The organism is Paraburkholderia hiiakae, from assembly GCF_904848665.1.
GTDB classification, from domain to species: domain Bacteria; phylum Pseudomonadota; class Gammaproteobacteria; order Burkholderiales; family Burkholderiaceae; genus Paraburkholderia; species Paraburkholderia hiiakae.
In genome coordinates this window covers 83,167-96,320 of sequence record NZ_CAJHCQ010000001.1, presented here as the reverse complement: position 1 = coordinate 96,320, position 13,154 = coordinate 83,167, and the positions used below count along the sequence as shown (strand labels likewise).

At 64.0% G+C, this 13,154-nt stretch carries 9 protein-coding genes; 4 read left to right on the top strand and 5 right to left on the bottom strand.

Features of this window, described 5'->3' with window-relative positions:
- The first annotated feature begins 126 nt into the window (after window positions 1-126).
- Window positions 127-3,684 (top strand): DNA polymerase III subunit alpha, encoded by a 3,558-nt coding sequence (gene dnaE / locus JMY28_RS00465; RefSeq protein WP_201693587.1) that lies wholly within the window; start codon window positions 127-129, stop codon window positions 3,682-3,684.
- Between the two features lie 71 nt (window positions 3,685-3,755).
- Here dnaE and JMY28_RS00460 read toward each other — a convergent pair whose 3' ends face one another.
- Window positions 3,756-4,589 carry a glycosyltransferase family 2 protein gene (locus JMY28_RS00460; RefSeq protein WP_201693586.1) on the bottom strand — a complete coding sequence of 278 codons (834 nt, stop codon included), beginning with the start codon at window positions 4,587-4,589 and terminating at the stop codon, window positions 3,756-3,758.
- A complete protein-coding gene (locus JMY28_RS00455) occupies window positions 4,586-5,401 on the bottom strand; it encodes a glycosyltransferase family 2 protein (RefSeq protein WP_201693585.1) in 816 nt (271 codons plus the stop codon). Before JMY28_RS00455 ends, JMY28_RS00460 begins: the two co-directional genes overlap by 4 nt.
- 289 nt (window positions 5,402-5,690) lie before the next feature.
- Between JMY28_RS00455 and msbA the strand changes: the two genes are divergently transcribed.
- Entirely contained in the window at window positions 5,691-7,475 is a 1,785-nt protein-coding gene (gene msbA, locus JMY28_RS00450) for a lipid A export permease/ATP-binding protein MsbA (protein WP_201693584.1), read from the top strand.
- A 99-nt stretch (window positions 7,476-7,574) separates the two neighbouring features.
- Here the strand turns inward: msbA and JMY28_RS00445 are convergent, their stop codons facing one another.
- On the bottom strand, window positions 7,575-8,657 hold the full coding sequence (locus JMY28_RS00445) for a glycosyltransferase family 9 protein (protein ID WP_201693583.1): 1,083 nt from the start codon (window positions 8,655-8,657) through the stop codon (window positions 7,575-7,577).
- 375 nt (window positions 8,658-9,032) lie between these two features.
- Here JMY28_RS00445 and JMY28_RS00440 point away from each other — a divergent pair, with 375 nt between their 5' ends.
- Together JMY28_RS00440 and JMY28_RS00435 are read left to right on the top strand one after the other, a co-directional pair.
- Window positions 9,033-9,968, top strand: a complete 936-nt coding sequence (locus tag JMY28_RS00440) for a glycosyltransferase family 2 protein (protein ID WP_201693582.1) — start codon at window positions 9,033-9,035, stop codon at window positions 9,966-9,968.
- A gap of 207 nt (window positions 9,969-10,175) precedes the next feature.
- Entirely contained in the window at window positions 10,176-10,493 is a 318-nt protein-coding gene (locus tag JMY28_RS00435) for a DUF4148 domain-containing protein (RefSeq protein WP_201693581.1), read from the top strand.
- 52 nt (window positions 10,494-10,545) lie between these two features.
- On the opposite strand, the gene mnmH is transcribed toward JMY28_RS00435, so the two are convergent.
- Together mnmH and rng are read right to left on the bottom strand one after the other, a co-directional pair.
- Window positions 10,546-11,646, bottom strand: coding sequence for a tRNA 2-selenouridine(34) synthase MnmH (gene mnmH, locus JMY28_RS00430; protein ID WP_201693580.1), 1,101 nt, complete (start codon window positions 11,644-11,646; stop codon window positions 10,546-10,548).
- A 36-nt stretch (window positions 11,647-11,682) separates the two neighbouring features.
- Window positions 11,683-13,152 carry a ribonuclease G gene (gene rng / locus JMY28_RS00425; protein ID WP_201693579.1) on the bottom strand — a complete coding sequence of 490 codons (1,470 nt, stop codon included), beginning with the start codon at window positions 13,150-13,152 and terminating at the stop codon, window positions 11,683-11,685.
- Between the last annotated feature and the right edge of the window lie 2 nt (window positions 13,153-13,154).

Sequence of the window (13,154 nt, the reverse complement as noted above, 5' to 3'; positions counted from 1 at the left end):
TAGTCGACACGCCGTGCCGCGGCTCTGCGCTCGCGCAAGCGCTTGTCCGGATCGGTTGGGCCGCCCCGGCCAACGTCACGCGCGCATGCGAGCGAGCGCCGAAAATCGCGTGCCCCTGAAGGTACAATGTCGGCCATGTCAGATCCCCGCTTCGTCCATCTCCGCGTCCATTCCGAATTCTCGATTGCCGACGGCATCGTGCGCCTCGACGACCTCGTCAAGGCGGCATCCAAAGACGGCCAGGGCGCGCTCGCGCTCACCGACCTCGGCAACGCATTCGGCCTCGTCCGTTTCTACACCGAAGCTCGCGGCAAAGGGGTCAAACCCATTGCCGGCTGCGACGTCTGGATCACGAATCCCGACGACCGCGACAAGCCGTCGCGCCTTCTGCTACTGGTGAAGGACAAGCGCGGCTATCTGAATCTGTGCGAGCTGCTTTCCAAGGCGTGGCTCACGAATCAGTATCGTGGCCGCGCGGAAGTCGACGTTGCGTGGCTCGAAGACGGTCTGGCCGAGGGCCTGCTCGCGATCTCGGGCGCGCAGCAGGGCGACGTGGGTCTCGCACTCGCGGCGGGCAATGCCGAAAGCGCGAAGCGCCACGCGCAGCGCTGGGCGAAACTGTTTCCGAACGCGTATTACATCGAGCTGCAGCGCTGCGGGCAGCCCGGCGGCGAGCAGTATGTCGGGCAGGCAGTGGCGCTCGCGTCGCAACTGAAGCTGCCGGTGGTCGCCACGCACCCCATGCAGTTCATGACCGACGAGGAATACACCGCACACGAAGCGCGCGTGTGCATCTCGGAAGGCGACATCCTCGCAAATCCGCGCCGCCAGAAGCGTTTCACGACCGATCAGCGTTTTCGCACGCAGGAAGAGATGGCCGCGCTGTTCGCGGACATTCCGTCGGCCATTGCGAACACCATCGAGATCGCCAAACGCTGCAATCTCACGCTCGAACTCGGCAAGCCGAAGCTGCCGCTCTTCCCGACGCCCGACGGCCTGTCGCTCGACGACTATCTCGTGCAGCTTTCGAGAGAAGGCCTTGAAAAGCGCCTCGTGCAGCTGTATCCCGACGAAGCCGAACGCGAGCAGGCGCGCGCGCGCTACAACGAGCGGCTCGAATTCGAGTGCGGGACCATCATCAAGATGGGCTTCCCGGGCTACTTCCTGATCGTTGCGGACTTCATCAACTGGGCCAAGAACAACGGCGTGCCGGTTGGGCCGGGCCGGGGTTCGGGCGCGGGGTCGCTGGTCGCCTACGCGCTAGGCATTACCGACCTCGATCCGCTGCGCTACAACCTGCTGTTCGAGCGCTTCCTGAATCCGGAACGTGTGTCGATGCCCGACTTCGACATCGACTTCTGCCAGCACGGGCGCGACCGCGTCATCCAGTACGTGAAGGAGAAGTACGGCGCCGATGCGGTTTCGCAGATCGCCACCTTCGGCACGATGGCCGCGAAGGCCGCGGTGCGCGACATCGGCCGCGTGCTCGATCTCGGCTACAACTTCACCGATGGCGTCGCCAAGCTCATTCCGTTCAAGCCGGGCAAGCACGTCACCATCGCCGATGCGATGAAGGAAGAGCCGCTCCTCCAGGAGCGCTACGACAACGAAGACGAAGTCCACCAGCTGCTCGACCTCGCGCAGCTCGTGGAAGGTCTCACGCGTAACGTGGGCATGCACGCGGGCGGCGTGCTGATCGCGCCGGGCAAGCTCACCGACTTCTGCCCGCTCTACACGCAGGGCGACGAAAGCGGCGTCGTGAGCCAGTACGACAAGGACGACGTGGAAGCCGTCGGCCTCGTGAAGTTCGACTTTCTGGGCCTGACCACGCTCACGATTCTCGACTGGGCCGAGCGCTATATCCGCAGGCTCGATCCGTCGAAGAAAGACTGGTCGCTCGCCCAGGTGCCGCTCGACGACGCGCCGTCGTTCCAGATCCTCAAGAAGGCCAACACGGTCGCCGTGTTCCAGCTGGAAAGCCGCGGCATGCAGGGCATGCTGAAGGACGCGCAGCCCGACCGCTTCGAGGACATCATCGCGCTCGTGGCGTTGTATCGTCCGGGCCCGATGGACCTGATCCCGAGCTTCTGCGCGCGTAAGCATGGCCGCGAAGTGGTGGAGTATCCCGATCCGCGCGTCGAACCTGTTCTGAAAGAGACCTACGGCATCATGGTCTACCAGGAGCAGGTGATGCAGATGGCGCAGATCATCGGCGGCTACTCGCTCGGCGGCGCCGACTTGTTGCGCCGCGCGATGGGTAAGAAGAAGCCCGAGGAAATGGCCAAGCACCGCGAGATTTTCGCGGAAGGGGCGGCAAAGAACGGCCTCACGCGCGAAAAGGCCGACGAAACCTTCGACTTGATGGAGAAGTTCGCGGGCTACGGCTTCAACAAGTCGCACGCGGCCGCTTATGCGCTCCTCGCGTATCACACGGCGTGGCTCAAGGCGCACCATCCGGCGGAATTCATGGCAGCGAATATGTCGCTCGCCATGGACGACACCGACAAGGTGAAGATCCTCTTCGAGGACTGCCTGACCAACAAGATGGCCGTGCTGCCGCCGGACGTGAACGCTTCGGCGTATCGCTTCGAGCCTGTGGCCGATTCGAGCGTCGCAGAAGGCAAACGCTCGCGCACGATCCGCTACGGTCTTGGCGCGATCAAGGGCAGCGGCCAGAACGCCATCGAAGAAATCTTGCGCGCGCGTGAAGAAGGCGGTCCCTTCAAGGACCTGTTCGACTTCTGCGAGCGCATCGACCGTCGTCTCGTGAATCGCCGCACGATCGAAGCGATGATCCGCGCCGGCGCATTCGACACGATTCACGCCAACCGCGCACAGTTGCTCGCCTCCGTGCCGATGGCGATGGAAGCCGCCGACCAGGCGAGCGCCAACGCCATGCAGGCGGGCCTGTTCGATATGGGTGACGCGCCGCTCGCCGCGCACGAACTGGTGGATGAACCCGCGTGGGGCGAGAAGCGCAAGCTGCAGGAGGAGAAGGCCGCGCTCGGCTTCTATCTCTCGGGGCACCTCTTCGATGCCTACAAGGACGAAGTGCGCCGCTTCGTGCGCCAGAAGATCGGCGAGTTGAAGGAAGGGCGCGACAAGCTCATCGCGGGCGTGATCGCTTCGTTGCGCACGCAAATGACCCAACGCGGCAAGATGCTGATCGCGTTGCTCGACGACGGCACCGGCCAGTGCGAAGTGACGGTGTTCAATGAGCAGTTTGAAGAGCACAAGGCGCTCTTCAAGGAAGACGAACTGCTCGTCGTGCAGGGCGGAGCGCGCAATGATGCGTTCACGGGCGGCATTCGCTTCACCGTCGATACGGTGATGGATCTGGAGCGTGCGCGCAGCCGCTACGCGCAGGCCGTGAAGCTGCAGGTGAACGGCAACGCCAATGCGCTCGCGCTGCGCACGGTGCTCGAAGCGTATCGCGCGAAGCCCGACGACTCGCTGCCGGCACCGGCCACGCAAGCGCGTGGCCGCGGTGGCTTCGGGCGCGATCGCGGCGAGCGCGCGCAAGCGGTCATTCCAAACGGGCTTGCGGTGCAGATTGCTTACCGCAACGATCGGGCCGAAGGCGAAGTGCGTCTGGGCGACGCCTGGCGCGTCAAGCCCTCCGACGACCTGCTCGCCGCGCTGCGTGGCGAGTTTGCGGGCAGCGAGATCGAGATCGTTTACTGAGGGATTGGGCGGCTGGCGGCGTGGAAGTGTTCACGCTGCCATGCCGCGCCGTCGTTCGGGCAAACGCGTGGTTAACTCGCGAGTTCGGCCAGGCCGCGTTCGGCACGCACGGTGCCGTCCGCAATGCGCACCTTGACCCGTTCCTCATTGGAGCTCGCCTGCTCGCGCGGTTGCTCGCGGTGCCACAGATGGAAGATTTCCGTGGCGTAGGCGCCGAGCTTGCGGTGCACGCCGCAGTTGGCGAGGCGTGCCACGAAATCGGCGTCTTCGTGCCCCCAGCCGGTGAAACTGGTGTCGAAGCCGTTCACGCGCTCGATATCGCTGCGCCAGGCGCTCATGTTGCAGCCCTTGATGCCCCGCCATTTGAACTGCTCGATCACGCGCCACTTGCGGTCCGGCAGCTTCACGAAGAGGGGCGCGATCTTGTTGACGTGGCCAGCGAGGCGTTCCTGCACCCAGAAGCCGAAGCCCTGATCCGCCAACGGGAGCTTCTGGCCGATCACCCGCTGCGTGAGCGCTTCGTCGAGCAGGATGCGGCTACCGGTGATGATGACGCGCTCGCTTGCGAGCTGCCGGTGGCGCGCAACGAAATCGTGCTGCGCCACGCAGTCGCCGTCGAGGAAGATCAGGTAGTCGCCACGGGCCTGCACGATACCCTTGTTGCGGATCTCCGCAAGACGGAAGCCATCGTCCGGGTGCCACACATGCTCCATGCGCACCGGGCTCGACGCGGCGCAGCGTTCCACGGTCTCGCGGGTCGCGTTCGCCGAGCCGTCGTCGGCGACGATGATTTCGTAGTGCGTGTCGGATTGCGCGCTCAAGCTGGCGAGGACCCGCTCGAGCGCATCGGGCCGGTTATAGGTGCTGACGATCACCGAAATCAGCACGTCGCGGCGGGCGTTCATCGGCTCTCCGGTGCGGCGTCGCGGGCTTTTGCCGCGCCGGACTGCTGTGTCTCGAGGAGCATGAGCTTCAGGTAGCGGTAGTAGGTACCTTCGGCGTTGGAGATCGCCAGCACGAAGCCCATCTTGCCGTCGAGAAAGCCGCGCTGGATGATCCAGCTGCGCACGAAAGACCAGAAGCCGTGCAGCAGCGCCTTGCGCAGACCGCCGCGCTTGCCGCGCGCCGCGCCTTGGGTCGCGCCGTAGGTCGAATAGCTGTCGATCTTCCCGAGCACTTCCGAGAAGTCGCGAAAGCTGTAGTGAATCAGCGCCTGAGCGAGCGTGCCGACGCGCGCCTCGGGCGCGGCAATCACGCGTTCGTGCACGAGATCGTTCGAGAAGCGCGCGACGTCGCGGCGAAAGAGCCGCGTCACATAGTCGGGCGACCAGCCGGAATGGCGGATCCACTTGCCGCAGTAATTCGACTGGCGCGGCACCCGGAACAGGTCGGCCCCGTTCGCCTTCACGCTTGCGAGAATCTCGTCGCGCAACGCGGGGGACACGCGCTCGTCGGCGTCGAGCGAGAGAATCCAGGGTCCGCGGGCCGTGTCGAGCGCGCGCTGTTTTTGTGGCCCGAAACCGGGCCAGTCGGTTTCGACGACCGTCGCGCCGAACTCACGGCAAATAGCCTGGGTGCCGTCCGTGCTGCCCGAATCGAGCACGACGATTTCGTCGACCCAGCCGTGCACGGAAGCGAGGCAGTCGCGAATATCGTGTGCTTCGTTTTTGACGATGACGATGACACTGATCGCATCGGGTTTGGCGCTGTCGTTCATCGGCGCTGGCTCGCGATGGCTGGAAGAAGGTGAAGAAGGTGGGCAGGTGCGACGGCCGGCTGGCGCTGGCCTCGCGTTCGGGAGAGAACTTCGCGCGCAGGCTTATTGCACGCGCGTTCGTGCCCCGAAGCCGAATCGATGAGTATATACAAAAACGTCGGCCGCTACGAAACCGCCCCGGCGCAGGCCCCGGCCGGGCGGATACATCGCCCCCTGGGCCGAACGTTTACAATGGCGTACCTGTTTGCCAGGGGGCGGGCAGATTACCCGCATTTTTTTCGAGGAAATTTTGAGCGAGAGATCAACCTTGAGCAAGCCGATCGGCTCCGACACCAAGTCGTCGCCGATCGTGATTGGCCGGCGGCTGTGGCCGTATGTGAAGCCGCTAGTGTGGGTGCTCCTCGCAGGCGTGATCGCGATGGCCGTGGTGGCCGCCACCGAAGCCGGCATTCCCGCGCTGCTCAAGCCGCTGCTCGATCACGGCTTCGGCACGCGCGGCGATCCGAAAGCGAAATGGCTGGTGCCCGTCGCGGTGATCGGGCTGGCGCTCGTACGCGGCCTCGCGCAATACGCGTCCGGTTACTTGCTGCAGTACGTGTCGAACCGCGTGCTGCTCGCGCTGCGGCTCAAGATGTTCGAGCGCATGATTCACGCGAGCGTCGGCTTCTTCCAGCGCGAAACCGCGAGCACGGTCATCAATGCGATCGTGTTCGAGGTCAACCAGATTCTCGGCGTGCTGCTCGGCGTGCTTGTCACGCTCGTGCGCGACTCGCTCACGGTCGTCTTCCTGCTTGGCTACCTGTTCTACCTGAACTGGCGGCTCACGCTGATCGTCGCGGTGCTGCTGCCGGCCATCGGCTGGCTCGTCAGCAAGATCAACCGGCGTCTGCGTCGGCTGAACCGCGAGCATCAGATGCTCACGAACGACCTGTCCTATATCGTCGAGGAGACGGTGGGCGGCTACAAGGTCGTCAAGGTTCACAACGGCGAGCGCTATGAGAAGGACCGTTTTGGCGAAATGAGCAAACGCCTGCGCGGCTACCAGATGCGCATGACGGTGTCGGGCGGACTCGCGCAGCCGCTGACGCAATTCCTCGCTTCGATCGCGCTGGCGATCGTCATCACCATTGCGGTCGTGCAGGCCTCGAACGACCAGACGACGGTTGGCGGCTTCGTGGCGTTCGTCACGTCGATGCTGCTCGTGATCTCGCCCCTCAAGCACCTGATCGACGTGAACCAGCCGCTGCAGCGCGGCATGACCGCGGCCGAGCTGATCTTCGGGCTGATCGACGAGCCGCCCGAGCCCGCTGGCGGCGGCTTGCCGCTCGAACGCGCGCGCGGCGAGGTGGAGTTCCGCGACGTGTCGTTCGCCTATGGCGAGAGCCATCGCGTGACGCTCGACCATGTGTCGTTCCGCATCAGTCCCGGCGAAATGGTGGCGCTCGCCGGCCCGTCGGGCAGCGGCAAGACCACGCTCGTGAACCTGTTGCCGCGCTTTTTCGATCCGAGCGGTGGCGAGGTGATGGTCGACGGCGTATCGATCGCCGACTACGACGTGCATGCGCTGCGCAACCAGATCGCGATGGTGAGCCAGGACGTGGTGCTGTTCAACGACACGGTCGCGAACAATGTCGCCTATGGCCAGACGGCCGACCGCGAGCGCGTGGAGCGCGCGCTGCGCGCCGCGAACCTGTGGGAGACGATCTCGGCACTGCCCGAAGGCGTGGACACGCTGATCGGCGACAACGGCATGAAGTTTTCGGGCGGCCAGCGCCAGCGCCTGGCTATCGCCCGGGCGATCTACAAGGATGCGCCGATCCTGATTCTCGACGAGGCAACGTCGGCACTCGATTCGGAATCGGAGCGCCACGTGCAGGCGGCGCTGGAAACGCTGATGCGCGGCCGCACGACGCTCGTGATCGCGCACCGCCTCTCGACGATCGAGCGTGCGAACCGCATCCTCGTGATGGATGGCGGCCATATCGTCGAATCGGGCACGCACCAGGAGTTGCTCGCGAGGGGCGGTATGTACGCGCACCTGCACAAGATCCAGTATCAGCAGAGCGCGGCCTGACGCGCCACGGCGATGATGCGGCGCGCGAGTCTGGGCGCGCCGCGGTCATGAAGCCGCGCTTGTGCGCGGCGTGGGCCTAAGCAGCCCCGTTCGGGCTTATCAGGCGGCGGCGGACGCCGTCGCGGGGACCTGAGCGGCGAGTTGGCGCAACACCGCACCAACGACCTGCGCGGGCGGGATGGTGTCCACGTTGCCGCTGCCCTGCAAGCCGATGGATCGGCAGGCTTCGGTCAAGCGCAGGTAAGGCGGCTCTTGATGCCTGAACAGCGAAACGCTGGGCGTTTGCGTGGTGTGGGCGACGTGCATCAGGCCGCCGTCCGCGCCTACGAACAGCTCGGCGTGCGCAACGATCTCGCGTGCCTGAAGGAACGCGAGCTTGCCGGTCAGCGATCGGACGCGCACGTCGGCTGGCGCGCTCGCGCACAACTGCTGCGCGATTTCCGTGCCGTTGTCCGAGCCGAGCACGACGATTTCCTTCGCGGCGCTCGCGCTGTCGTACTTGCTCAACAATTCGATGACTTCGGACCAGCGGTTGTAGGTACGATCGGGGTCCACGCCACCCGCCGCGAGCGCGATGAACGGGCGTGCGGGCAAGAGAGCGCGCACCGATTCGCGCGTTGCGGGCTTGCTGGCGAGATAAGGCTTGCTGAGCGCGGCGAGCGTGCCGGCGTCGTGGCCGAGCGAGAACACGTCGTTCACGCTCGCGAAACTGAAGCAGGTCTGGTTGCGGTCGGGGCCGTTGAAGTAACGGAAGAGGCCCGCGTAGGGCAGTTTCGCGAAGTGCTGGGTCTTGATGCGAATCGAGGGCAGGTTGTACTCGGAGAGCAGAATCGCGTCGTAGCGGCTCGCATCGACCTCACTCGGGTCACCGTAGACCTTGCCGAACACGTCGTCTTCGCTGAATAGCGGCGCAAGCGACGGCAGCGCGAGCAGATCGATGCGCACGCCGAGGCCCTTGAGCAGCGCGCGGCCGGCCATGTCCATCGTCGCGTCGCCGAAATTGCGTTTGGCATAGACCCACAGGATTCGCTGCGAAGCGTCCAGATGCGTCTGTTCGAGGCGCGTCTGGCCATGCGCCCTCAGAAGAAACTGCTTGTGCAGGTATTTCTTCGCGATCTTGAGGCGACTGGTGCTACGAAGAAACGCATCCGGCTCGTAAGGCACGCCCTGGTAGGGGATCATGCAGGACCGGGAAACGGCGCGATCGAGCCAGCTTGCCGGCGAACCCCACGAAGTGTTTAAGTTGGTCTGCTGAAACACGAGCCAAGTTACTAATCAAGATAACCGCTCATTATCGCACGGCGCTTGCTCGCGTGCCGCGCGAATAATTAGGGACGGCGACTTGGGCGACCATCGCGAGGTACGAACTTCTGCGGCAAGTCCGGGTGAGAAGAATGTATGCGTACAATATCGCGTTTCTCGTCATGCTTCGCACCTAAAAAGGTACGTAGTGAGGACGTTATAAGAGAACCCATTTTCTACGCGTCCATGCTCGCCGTTCGTGCGGCGATCACAGGACGCGGATGTCAAATCTGACCCTTTCTCGGGTAAATCTTCATGTTCAGTATTCTGATCCCGACCTGGAATAACCTGCCGTACCTCAAGCTGTGCGTCGACAGCATCCGGCGCCATTCTGCGTTCGAGCACGAGATTCTCGTGCACGTCAACGACGGCAGCGACGGCACGCTCGACTGGGTCCGCGAACAGGGCATTCGCCATACGTGGAGCAAGGGGAACGTGGGCGTATGCCTCGCCGTGAACGATGTGGCCCGCCTCGCTTCGCACGAGTGGGTGCTGTTCATGAACGACGACATGTTCTGCACGCCCGGTTGGGATTCGGCCTTCGTCGATGCATTGCGCGAAATCGGCGAAGCACCCGCCTATCTCGCCTCGCAGATCATCGAGCCTACCGACACCGGCAACAGCCTCGTGACGGTCGCCCACTTCGGCACCGGTCCTGCCGACTTCAACGAGGCCGGGCTGCTCGAATTCGCCGCGAAGATGAACACAGCCGACCGCAACGGCATTGCGCTGCAGCCGACGCTCGTGAGCCGCGAACTTTGGCTGCGCGTGGGTGGCTATAGCATCGAGTTCGGGCCGGGCATGAGCAGCGACGACGACTTTCTGATGAAGCTCTGGCTGGTCGGCTGCCGCACGTTCCGCTCGGTTGGCAAGAGTCGTATCTACCATTTCGGTTGCCGCACGACGGGACGCATTCGCCGCAATCGCGGCGGCCGCGAATTCCTCATGAAGTGGGGTGTGACGCAGCGCGATTTCAAATACAACTACATGGCCCGCACGGCCGACGCCGCGCCTGGCACGCTTCCCAACGTGCCGCGGCCCAACTTCGTGAGCCGTCTCAAACGGGTGATCTACGCGTTCGGCCTTTACCCGACTCAAGATCTCGAAGCGTGGGAGCCCGATTTGCCCGCGCAGCTTCAGCACACCGCTTCGTTGACGCAAAGCGCCACGCCGCGCCAGTCATCGCGCTAACGATCGCGTTGTCCCAAGGGAGCAGGCTGGCGGGAGGCGTCGGCGGCACCCCACGGGGACGAATCGCACTGACTTTGCCTCGAATTGGAACAGTGCCTTAGGATTCCAGGGGTTAACCCTGGAAGGGGACGAGCATACGATGCGTACATCGGTCGCATGCACATACCGTCGCACGTCGACCGCCTGATCCAACTGGAGGTCGTTACCATGAAGTCCCTGATTCAAGCTGTTGCCGTTGCCGCCGCTCTCGTCGCTGCCGCTGTTCCCACCGCTTCGTTCGCGCAGTCGCACTCGACCATCACCCGCGCCCAGGTGCGCGCCGAACTCGTGCAGCTTCAACAGGTGGGCTACCGCGTCGGCGATGGCGACAACGCCCATTATCCCGATGCGATCCAGGCCGCCCAGGCGAAGGTCGCCGCTTTGAATGGTGCAAACAGCAGCTACGGCGGCGTGGCGAACGCCTCGCAATCGGGCGGCCGCGCCACGGTTTCGCCTGAAGACTGGAACGCGATGTACTCGCGCTAAGCCATCGCGTCGCGTGTGTTGTTTGTGAAGTGAGCGAAGGGAAGGGGAGACGTCAGACGGCGCGAGGCGCTTCAGCTTCGCTGCGCGCGGGTTCTGCGGCGTACGACGTTTCCTCCAGCTGTGTGAGCAGCGTGCGGGCTTGCACGAGCGTGTCGCCTTTCATCGGCTGGAACGCGAAGTGCATCGATTTCTCGAGCTTCGCGAAGTTGCGCCGCGTGCTGCGCGTGTAGGCGGGATCGTAGTGCTGCGCGATCAGCGTCTCGTAAAGCTCCGCCCTGCGATCTTCGTCGAGCAGCTTGCACCACGATTCGATGCGCTCGCGCCCGTGCAGCGGCGTGAGCTTGTTCAGTTGCTCCCGAAAATACACGCGCTCATCGAACAGGTGACCGTACTCCTCGAGTAGCAAGTCGATCCGTTCCTCGCGCGCCACATCGAGTACGACACAAGGTGCCGCGTGCAGACGTTCTACGAGCGCGGGCGGCAGCGTGATAACGCCGATGCGCCGGCTCTCCGCCTCGACAAACACGGGGCGCGCGGCGTCGAAGGCGCGCAGCGTCTGCACGAGCGCCGTATCGAACGACTTCTGCGAGGGCTGCGCTTGCGTGGGCAGCGCGCCCAGCAGCGAGCCGCGATGCGCGGCGAGCGCTTCGAGATCGAGCATCTGCGCGTTGGCCTGTCCCAGCGCCTTCAAGAGGCGGGTCTTGCCGCTACCGGTCGGCCCGGCCAGCACGATATAGCGAAACGCTCCGGGCAACGTGCCGAGCGCCTCCATGATCGTGTGCCGGTACGCCTTGTATCCGCCATCGAGCTGACGCGCGCGCCAGCCGATCATGTTGAACCACGCTGTCATCGACCCGGAACGCTTGCCGCCGCGCCAGCAGTAGATGAGCGGACGCCAGTTGCGTGGACGGTCGGCGAACAGCGTATCGAGATGCATGGCGATGTTGCGCGCCACCATGGCTGCGCCCACGCGCGTGGCTTCGAAAGGCGAATCCTTGTACATCGTCCCGACGATCACGCGCTCTTCGTTGCTGAGCACAGGCGCGTTGATCGCGCCGGGAACGTGGTCTTCGGCAAATTCGAGCGGCGTTCGTACGTCGACAATCTCGTCGAATTCACCGATCTGTTCAATGCTGACGCGCTGGTGATTCAACTGCGAAGCTCCGATGATGCCTGCAACGGCGTCGCGCTACATCAGCACGATGTCGTATTGTTCCTGACTCAAATTCGACTCCACCTGCAACGAAACCGGCTTGCCGATGAAGTCGATCAGCATCGCGAGATGCTGCGACTCTTCCTCGAGAAAGAGGTCGATGACCTGCTGTGAAGCGACCACGCGAAACTCGCGCGGATTGAACTGCCGCGACTCGCGCAGAATCTCGCGCAGCACGTCATAGCAGACGGTGCGCGCGGTCTTCACTTGCCCCTTGCCGAGACATATCGGGCACGGCTCGCACAGCACATGCGCAAGCGATTCGCGCGTGCGCTTGCGCGTCATCTCCACGAGCCCCAGTTGCGAGAAGCCGTTCACGGTCACGCGCGTGCGGTCGCGCGAGAGTGCCTTCTTCAGTTCGCCGAGCACCTGGTCGCGATGCTCGACGTTCTCCATGTCGATGAAGTCGATGATGATGACGCCGCCCAGATTGCGCAGACGCAATTGCCGCGCGATCGTATGCGCCGCTTCGAGATTCGTTTTGAAGATCGTGTCGTCGAAGTTGCGCGCGCCCACATAGCCGCCCGTATTGACGTCGATGGTCGTCATCGCCTCGGTCTGGTCGATCACGAGGTAACCGCCCGACTTGAGGTCCACGCGACGCGAGAGCGCGCGCTGGATTTCGGCCTCGATGTTGTAGAGGTCGAAGAGCGGCCGCTCGCCCGAGTAGTGATGCAGCTTCGGCAGCACGTTGGGCGTGAATTCGCTGGCGAACTCGGTGAGCTTCTGGAACGTTTCGCGCGAATCGACCTGAATGCGCGAGGTCTCGTCGTTCACGAAGTCGCGCAGCACGCGCTGCGAGAGATTCAGGTCTTGATAGAGCAGGCTCGTGGCGGGCACGCGCTGCGCCTGGGCGAGTATCGTCGCCCACGTTTTGCGCAGATACGCGACGTCCGCTGCGAGTTCTTCGCTCGTAGCGTCTTCGGCGATCGTGCGTACGATATAGCCGCCTTTTTCATCGGCGGGCAGCACGGCTGTGAGGCGCGCGCGCACCGCTTCGCGCTCGGCCTCGCTCTCGATCTTCTGCGAGATGCCGATGTGCGGCTCCTGCGGCAAATAGACCAGTGTGCGTCCCGCAATGCTCACCTGCGTGGAAAGCCGCGCGCCCTTCGTGCCGATCGGATCCTTCACGACCTGCACCATGAGCGTTTGCCCTTCGAACACGGTCTTTTCGATCGGCTGATGATGCACGCTCGTATGCGCTTCGCCGGCAATGCGCGGGTGCCAGATGTCGGCCACATGAAGGAACGCGGCGCGCTCGAGACCGATGTCGATGAACGCGGACTGCATGCCCGGCAGCACGCGCACGACCTTGCCAAGATAGACGTTGCCGACGCGCCCGCGCGACAGCGTGCGCTCGACGTGAAGCTCCTGTACTGCGCCTTGCTGGACCAATGCGACGCGCGTCTCCTGGGGCGTGACGTTGATCAGGATTTCTTCGTTCATGA

What these genes read in the sequence shown, in the direction of transcription:
- dnaE (WP_201693587.1), top strand. Translation starts at nt 127, where the DNA reads ATGTCGGCCATGTCAGATCCCCGCTTCGTCCATCTCCGCGTCCATTCC.
- JMY28_RS00460 (WP_201693586.1), bottom strand. Translation starts at nt 4,589, where the DNA reads ATGAACGCCCGCCGCGACGTGCTGATTTCGGTGATCGTCAGCACCTAT.
- JMY28_RS00455 (WP_201693585.1), bottom strand. Translation starts at nt 5,401, where the DNA reads ATGAACGACAGCGCCAAACCCGATGCGATCAGTGTCATCGTCATCGTC.
- JMY28_RS00445 (WP_201693583.1), bottom strand. Translation starts at nt 8,657, where the DNA reads ATGATCCCCTACCAGGGCGTGCCTTACGAGCCGGATGCGTTTCTTCGT.
- JMY28_RS00440 (WP_201693582.1), top strand. Translation starts at nt 9,033, where the DNA reads ATGTTCAGTATTCTGATCCCGACCTGGAATAACCTGCCGTACCTCAAG.
- JMY28_RS00435 (WP_201693581.1), top strand. Translation starts at nt 10,176, where the DNA reads ATGAAGTCCCTGATTCAAGCTGTTGCCGTTGCCGCCGCTCTCGTCGCT.
- rng (WP_201693579.1), bottom strand. Translation starts at nt 13,152, where the DNA reads ATGAACGAAGAAATCCTGATCAACGTCACGCCCCAGGAGACGCGCGTC.